At 37.0% G+C, this 6,514-nt stretch carries 7 protein-coding genes; 6 read left to right on the top strand and 1 reads right to left on the bottom strand.

The features are described 5' to 3' along the window. Positions 1-236: transposase (locus QMG11_RS18295; protein ID WP_281837768.1), on the top strand; the 236-nt coding region annotated here is incomplete at its 5' end. Positions 237-1,077: 841 nt separating this feature from the next. Here the strand turns inward: QMG11_RS18295 and QMG11_RS18290 are convergent. Further along, the gene (locus QMG11_RS18290) at positions 1,078-1,341 is read right to left on the bottom strand and encodes a hypothetical protein (protein ID WP_281837767.1); all 264 of its coding nucleotides are present in this window, start codon (positions 1,339-1,341) and stop codon (positions 1,078-1,080) included. A 524-nt stretch (positions 1,342-1,865) separates the two neighbouring features. Between QMG11_RS18290 and QMG11_RS18285 the strand changes: the two genes are divergently transcribed. From QMG11_RS18285 to QMG11_RS18265, 5 genes are all read left to right on the top strand, one after another. Then, positions 1,866-2,462 (top strand): class I SAM-dependent methyltransferase, encoded by a 597-nt coding sequence (locus QMG11_RS18285; protein ID WP_281837766.1) that lies wholly within the window; start codon positions 1,866-1,868, stop codon positions 2,460-2,462. A 161-nt stretch (positions 2,463-2,623) separates the two neighbouring features. Next, the gene (locus QMG11_RS18280) at positions 2,624-3,286 is read left to right on the top strand and encodes a response regulator transcription factor (protein WP_281837765.1); all 663 of its coding nucleotides are present in this window, start codon (positions 2,624-2,626) and stop codon (positions 3,284-3,286) included. After that, on the top strand, positions 3,283-4,689 hold the full coding sequence (locus QMG11_RS18275; RefSeq protein WP_281837764.1) for a sensor histidine kinase: 1,407 nt from the start codon (positions 3,283-3,285) through the stop codon (positions 4,687-4,689). Before QMG11_RS18280 ends, QMG11_RS18275 begins: the two co-directional genes overlap by 4 nt. A gap of 85 nt (positions 4,690-4,774) precedes the next feature. Next, positions 4,775-4,942, top strand: coding sequence for a hypothetical protein (locus QMG11_RS18270; protein ID WP_281837763.1), 168 nt, complete (start codon positions 4,775-4,777; stop codon positions 4,940-4,942). Positions 4,943-4,989: 47 nt separating this feature from the next. Further along, positions 4,990-6,474 (top strand): UDP-N-acetylmuramoyl-L-alanyl-D-glutamate--2,6-diaminopimelate ligase, encoded by a 1,485-nt coding sequence (locus QMG11_RS18265; protein ID WP_281837762.1) that lies wholly within the window; start codon positions 4,990-4,992, stop codon positions 6,472-6,474. The last annotated feature ends 40 nt before the right edge of the window (positions 6,475-6,514 follow it).

Genomic DNA, 6,514 nt, shown 5'->3' with positions numbered 1-6,514 from the left:
AAGGTAGAAAAAGATATGCTAAGCGTTGGGAAATAGAAAGGTTGTTTGGAAATTTAAAAGAAAACTACTCTATTGATAATCATAGAGTTAGAGGGCTAAGCAGGAAGTTTTTTAATGTTAGTTTAAAAATATTATTATTTACAATAGAAAAGGCCATTGCAATATTGAAAATTATACAATACTTTTGCAACAGCCTAGTATATAAATATTTTAAATATGAGGGTTTCCAAATTTAGTGAAAATTCGATATGCCTTCCTAATCAATAGAATGGATCTAATGACTAGGAAGGTTTTTTGGTATGAGTAGAAAGTTAAAAATATTAATCCTTTGGCTAAAAAGGACTTTTCAGAAAAAGATATCCAAAATATTGCCAACACCCAATCTTCAATAAAGGATATAATATCCCTTCGGCTGGAAGCTGAAGTGGATGAGAGCCTCGGATATTCAAAATATAAAAGGGGGAGTGCTGAAAAATGCTTATAATAATAATAAAGTTAAAACAAGTATGGGAGAAGTCGAACTTGATATCCTGTTTGACAGTGTGGGAATCCTTGAATATCAAGTTCTGTGACATCTCAGATCTGGAAGATAAGGTGACATCTATGTGTTGGCGTGGTCTGTTCATAATAGATATCAATAATTACCTTTTATGAGGAGGAGTCACTTCAAGGCTGCATTTACAAAAGGTGGCTCTCTTCAGAAGGTCCCCTATTTAGTATCCCAAAACATATTTGAAAAGTGTACCCAGAAGGTTAGAGTCCGGAAAAAAGGTTATAAAAGTTAGTGGTAGTTTATCCTAAAAGATGAATAATGAAATTTAAAAGGAGCTCCTGCTGGAGCTCCCGTTAATGGCTAAGAATCTAATTTACACGTAATTTTGAAAGTGCCTGATCTTCTAATGGTTGATCTGATGTTTTTATTCAGGTTTATTTTCTTCTCTATTCCTTTTTTAACTCACTGTCCTAGATATTAAAAAAATATCTATAGATAGTTGACCGTTCTCACTGATTTCTCTTTTGCCCTCTCTCTAGAATAGAAAGCTCTCTGTGAAAATCAGAATAATTCATCTCTTTCTTCTATTTATTTTCATGACCTCTGTCCATTGTAGCGAGCTCCCTGTGGAACTCATGGTAATTCTTCATATTGATTTCCCTCTTCTTTTTCTCTTCTTTTATTAAGAGTTTATAATCCTCAGGAGTTATCCTGCTGAGCTTCTCCATATTTTCACTATACTCTTTATGCATCTCGTCTAGTTCTTTTCCGCTTCTATACTCATGATCCCTTCCGTAAGAAACTGTTCCTAATACTGCTAACACTCCAATTAATAATATTTTTTTCATCCTTCCTCCTTTTTCATCAACGATATTTATCTTTGTATGGAAACACGGCGTTTCCAATATCTTTAAAAATTCAATCTTTGTATTGAAGAAAGTAATTATTGCCTTCTCATTAATTACTCTCTTTATTTGTTCTTAGTATAACCTCCCCTCCTTAAATCAACCTTAGCTGTAAAAAGATTTTTATAAAAACTTTATAATTATATCCAAAATAATGGACTACTTGATAAAAACTATTGATAAAACAACTATATAAGATGCAGAGTGGAAAGAGATTCCAAGGCAATAGGCGTGACAATAAAATGACAATAAAAAGAAAACTAGGAAGTATTTCCTAGTTTTTTTATGTTGTATTTTTTTAAAATGGAATTAAAGAAATTTGAGTATAAGTAATTATATTTTTTATTGAAAAGTAATAGAAAAATAGCTATATAAGTCAGTCACCTTGACCTAGTCTATTATTTTTCTATAAAACGGTGACACAAAGCTGACATAAAGAAATGATAGAGTATAGCGAGGGGGATACTATGGAAACTAAAGATAAATACAGTAGAATAGCAAAATTCTATGACAAGATGGAAGAAATGATGATGTTCAACAACTATAGAAAAGAAGTTGTAGAAAAAGCCCAGGGAAATATCCTTGAAGTAGGAATAGGAACTGGAGAAAATTTAAAATGCTATAAAAAAGTTCAAAAGGTTACAGGGGTAGATTTTAGTCCCGGAATGCTTAAGATTGCTAAAGAGAAGGCAAAAGTTATGGATATTGATGTAGAACTTCAAGAGATGGATATTCAAAAGATGACCTTTCCTAAAAACTCCTTTGATACTATAGTTTCTACCTGTGTTTTTTGTACTGTACCTGATCCTATAGCAGGTCTAAGGGAGGTTTTCAGAGTACTTAAGCCTGGAGGAAGGGCTATCTTCTTAGAGCATATGAAAAGCAGGAATATAGTATTAAATATCCTATTATATACTATGAACATATTTTCAAGATTAATCCTGGGGACCTCTATGGTAAGGAGAACCCAAGAAAATATAGAAAGTGTAGGATTTAAGGTGGTAGAAAGAAGAGATATCCTCTTTGATGTGGTGAGAATTATAGTAGCTGAGAAGGAGGAGTAATTATGTGTCCAATTTGTGTAGTGTTATTTATATTGCTATACCCATTTTATAGGGTATATCTATTTATAAAGAGGTTGTGGGACAAGATAAATTCCTCCTACATATCAATATAAAAGCAACTTTGAAATTTGACTCTTAATTGGAATAGGCGGTGGAATAAAATGGCGAAAAAGATATTGCTTGTGGAAGATGATTGGAAGCTTAGAAGGATTGCAGGAGATTTTTTAAAGGCACACGGGTATGAGGTACTGGAGGCAGAGGATGGAGAGAGAGCTTTGGAGGTATATTACTCTGAAAAAGTGGATCTGGCTATCTTGGATATAATGCTTCCCAAGATGGATGGCTGGGAGGTGTGCCGTGAAATTAGGATTGAAAACACCGAGCTTCCTGTAATAATGCTCACAGCCAAGGGAGAGGAAGAGGATGTCCTCAAGGGATATGAACTGGAAGCTGATGAATATATAACCAAGCCTGTGAGCCTAAAGGTTCTTATGGCCAAGGTAAAAGCTCTTTTAAGAAGAAATGGAGCAGTTGAGGTAATGACCTTTGAAGACCTTACTATAGATAATACCAGCCACAGTGTAAGATTAAATGAGGTGGAGATAGAGTTGTCTTCAAAGGAGTATGAGCTTCTCTACTATATGGCCAGTAATAAGGGAATAGCTCTGAGCAGAGAAAAGATTATCACAGCTCTCTGGGGTTATGATTATGACGGCGATGTAAGAGCTGTAGACTCCCAGATAAAAAGGATTAGAAAGAAGCTTGAGGGAAGGTTTATCCACACAGTAAGAGGAGTGGGGTATAAGTTTGAGGTACAGTCATGAAGGTAAAAAATAAACTCTTTCTCTTAATTGGAATGATAATGGGAGTTATAATACTATTTACACATATTTTCAATGAGCTCTATCTAGAAAGTTATTATTTTAATGTGAAAAAGAAGGAACTTTTTGAACTGGCTGAACTTATAAAGGATAGTCAAAGAGAAGTGGAGCTAGGAAAGTTAGAGGAAGAAAATAATATTTCTATAAACCTTATTCCCTTTGAAATCATAGAGGAGGGAGCAATAGACCTACCTCTGTATAGAGGAAAGGAGATCTTAGCTCTCAGAGAGAAGATGAAAGGTGTGATCTATAAAAAAGACAAGGGAGAGTTCTTTAACGATGAGAACCTTATCCTTTTAACGGCTTTTGACAGTAGCAGGCTCTTGACGATAAGTACACCAATGCGATCTATTCGTGAGCCTATGGCGATAATAACAGCTTTTCATGTAAAGATAATTCTTCTGGCGGCACTTATAGGGCTTATTATATCAAAGTTTGTTTCTGTTCTCATAACCAGGCCACTTGTTCAGATAGAGGAGGTGGCAGAGAGGGTAGCTCATCTTGATTTCACTAAAAAAATCAACAGAGGCAGTAAGGATGAGATAGGAAACCTTGGAAGAAGTATAAATGAGATGTCCAGGCAGCTGGAAGAAAATATACAGGAGCTTAATAAAGCAAAGACACAGCTGGAGGCTGCCAACAAAAAACTTCAGGAGGATATAGAGAAGGAGAGAAGGATCGAGGAGATGAGAAGGGAGTTCATCTCCAGCGTAAGCCATGAGCTCAAAACTCCCATAGCTGTTATCAATAACTATGCTGAAGCACTTATAGATGGAATAGCAGCAGATGAAGATACCAGAGATTTTTATTTGAAGGTGATACACGAGGAAACAGAGGGGATGGACAAACTGGTTAAGAGTTTGCTTCTTCTTTCCAAGCTTGAAAGAGGATATGAGCAGATCAAGCAGGAAGAGGTTTCCCTAAAAAAAGTAATTGAAAAGGAGCTGCAAAAGACCGCCCCTATTTTTGAAAAAAACGGTTTAAGGCTCAGGCAAGAGATGAAGGATCTTGTATTTATAGGGGATCCTGATAAACTTACGATGGTTATAAGAAACTTTATAAGCAATAGCCTTAAGTATACACCTAGGGGAGGGGAGGTAGCTATAAATTTAGAGGAGCGAGAGGGCAGAGGTAGGTTTGAGATATACAATACTGCATCTGTAGCCGAGGACGTTCTGGAAAGGCTTTGGGATCCCTTCTATAGAGAGGATAAAGTAAGAAAGAGGGAGGAGGGAACAGGTCTTGGACTCACCATTGTAAGGGAGATCCTGGAGAAGCATGGGTTTAATCTGGGGATTGAAAGACATGGAGAGGGGATAATGTTTTGGTTTGAAGAGGGGAAATAATTGCAGCAGTATTGTTTTAGCCCTTTTACTGATACGATAGAAAAACAGCATGGGAACTACAGAAGTGAAATATGAGATACCTTAAGTGTTGTATAGTAAATCTATATTACACTTAAGGTGTTTTTATGGAGGAAGGATAGCGCTTTACCTCTATGAAACTCAGGATGAGGTTGCTGCTTGCAAGGTTAAGCTGGGAAAGAGGCCTCTTAATGGACTTGGGGTCTATATGAGGGAAGCTTTCGACGATAATTAATATAAAGGTATTCAGTCTGACGTTGGATTTAAAGAAAGGGATAATTTGTGATAGAGAAAATATTTAATGGTATAGAGCGTGAAGTTATACAAGAAAGGTATGCAGGGAGCTACAATAAAATCGAGTATGATTCTAGAAGGATACAGGAAGGAGATATCTTTGTGGCACTGGTTGGTGAGATGAATGACGGCCATGACTACATCGATTATGCTATACGAAATGGAGCCAAACTTATAGTTGTCTCTAAAGAGGCGGCCGTAAGGAATGAAGAGATCAACATACTCAGAGTGGAAAACACAAGAAAGGTATTGGGACGAATAGCCAGCAATTTTTATGACGGTCCTGAGAAAAAACTGAAAATACTTGGAGTGACAGGAACAAATGGAAAAACCACAACAGCTTATATTCTACATACACTTCTTGAAGATTCTGCATTTATAGGATCCATAGGAATAGAAACAGGGGGAGGGATATATCCACCTGTGAATACCACCCCTGAAAGCCTGGATATTATAAGGTATGCAAAGGAAGCCTTAGAGAATGGGAAAAAATATCTGGTTTTAGAGGTTTCATCTCAGGGGATAGATAACTTCAGAGTAGAGGGCCTTGAATTTGCAGGGGGGATCTTTACAAACCTGACAAGGGAGCACCTGGATTATCATAAGGGCATGGAGGAGTACTACTCAGTAAAGGAAGGAATGTTCAGGCAGTTAAAGGATGACGGAATAATAGTAACCTCCATAGAGGACGAGTATGGAAGAAGGATCAAGGAGAGGTATAGGGATGCACTCACCTATGGGTATAATAGTGGGGATTACAGAGGGAAGGTATTGAAGTTAGATCTTAACTTGATGAAGGTAAGGGTAGACGGACCAAAGGGGAGCTTCACACTGGAAACGTCACTGATAGGAGAATACAACCTCCTAAATATCATGGCTGCCATTGCTATGGTAGAGGGATTGTGTGGAGAGGGTGAGGCACTGCCAGAGAGATTAAGAAAAATAAGTTTTGTAGAGGGGCGGATGCAGATAGTGGAAGAGGAGGGCATAAGAGTTATAGTTGACTATGCTCACACTGAGGATGCCCTGGAAAAAGTTTTAAAAACTTTAGTAAAGTGCAGGGGTAGAAAGCTGTACACGCTCATCTCTGGAACTGGAGAAAGGTATGCTGAGAAGAGGCCAGGTTTAGCTGAAATTGCAGAAAGATATTCGGATCATGTAATGGTAAGCTCAAACTCGCCAAGGCATGAAGATCCTATGAAGATTGCTTTAGAGGTAGCAAAGGGTTTTAAAGGATTAATGAGTTGTAGCTATGAAATCGAAATAGAGAGAGCTAGTGCAGTAAAGAAGCTGATTCATAGGGCGCAGGAGGGCGATATAATTTTGCTTACTGGAAAGGGACATGAAAGCTATCAGGAGATTAGGGGAGTAAAGAATAAATATAAAGAGATTGAAGTGGTAAAGGAAGCTTTAATGGAGCTAAAAATAGTAAGAGGTATAGATTTTAGCGGGAAGCTATTCAATAAAAAATAAGTTTGCCACTGTACTGACACATATTTAAACTATAATTTAT

It is taken from the genome of Propionigenium maris DSM 9537 (genome assembly GCF_027925155.1).
GTDB lineage: Bacteria > Fusobacteriota > Fusobacteriia > Fusobacteriales > Fusobacteriaceae > Propionigenium > Propionigenium maris.
Note: the sequence above shows the minus strand (reverse complement) of the source record. Positions and strands in the feature narration are given on the sequence as shown.

Coding starts and splice junctions, on each gene's coding strand:
- QMG11_RS18290 (WP_281837767.1), bottom strand. CDS start 1,341: ATGAAAAAAATATTATTAATTGGAGTGTTAGCAGTATTAGGAACAGTT.
- QMG11_RS18285 (WP_281837766.1), top strand. CDS start 1,866: ATGGAAACTAAAGATAAATACAGTAGAATAGCAAAATTCTATGACAAG.
- QMG11_RS18280 (WP_281837765.1), top strand. CDS start 2,624: ATGGCGAAAAAGATATTGCTTGTGGAAGATGATTGGAAGCTTAGAAGG.
- QMG11_RS18275 (WP_281837764.1), top strand. CDS start 3,283: ATGAAGGTAAAAAATAAACTCTTTCTCTTAATTGGAATGATAATGGGA.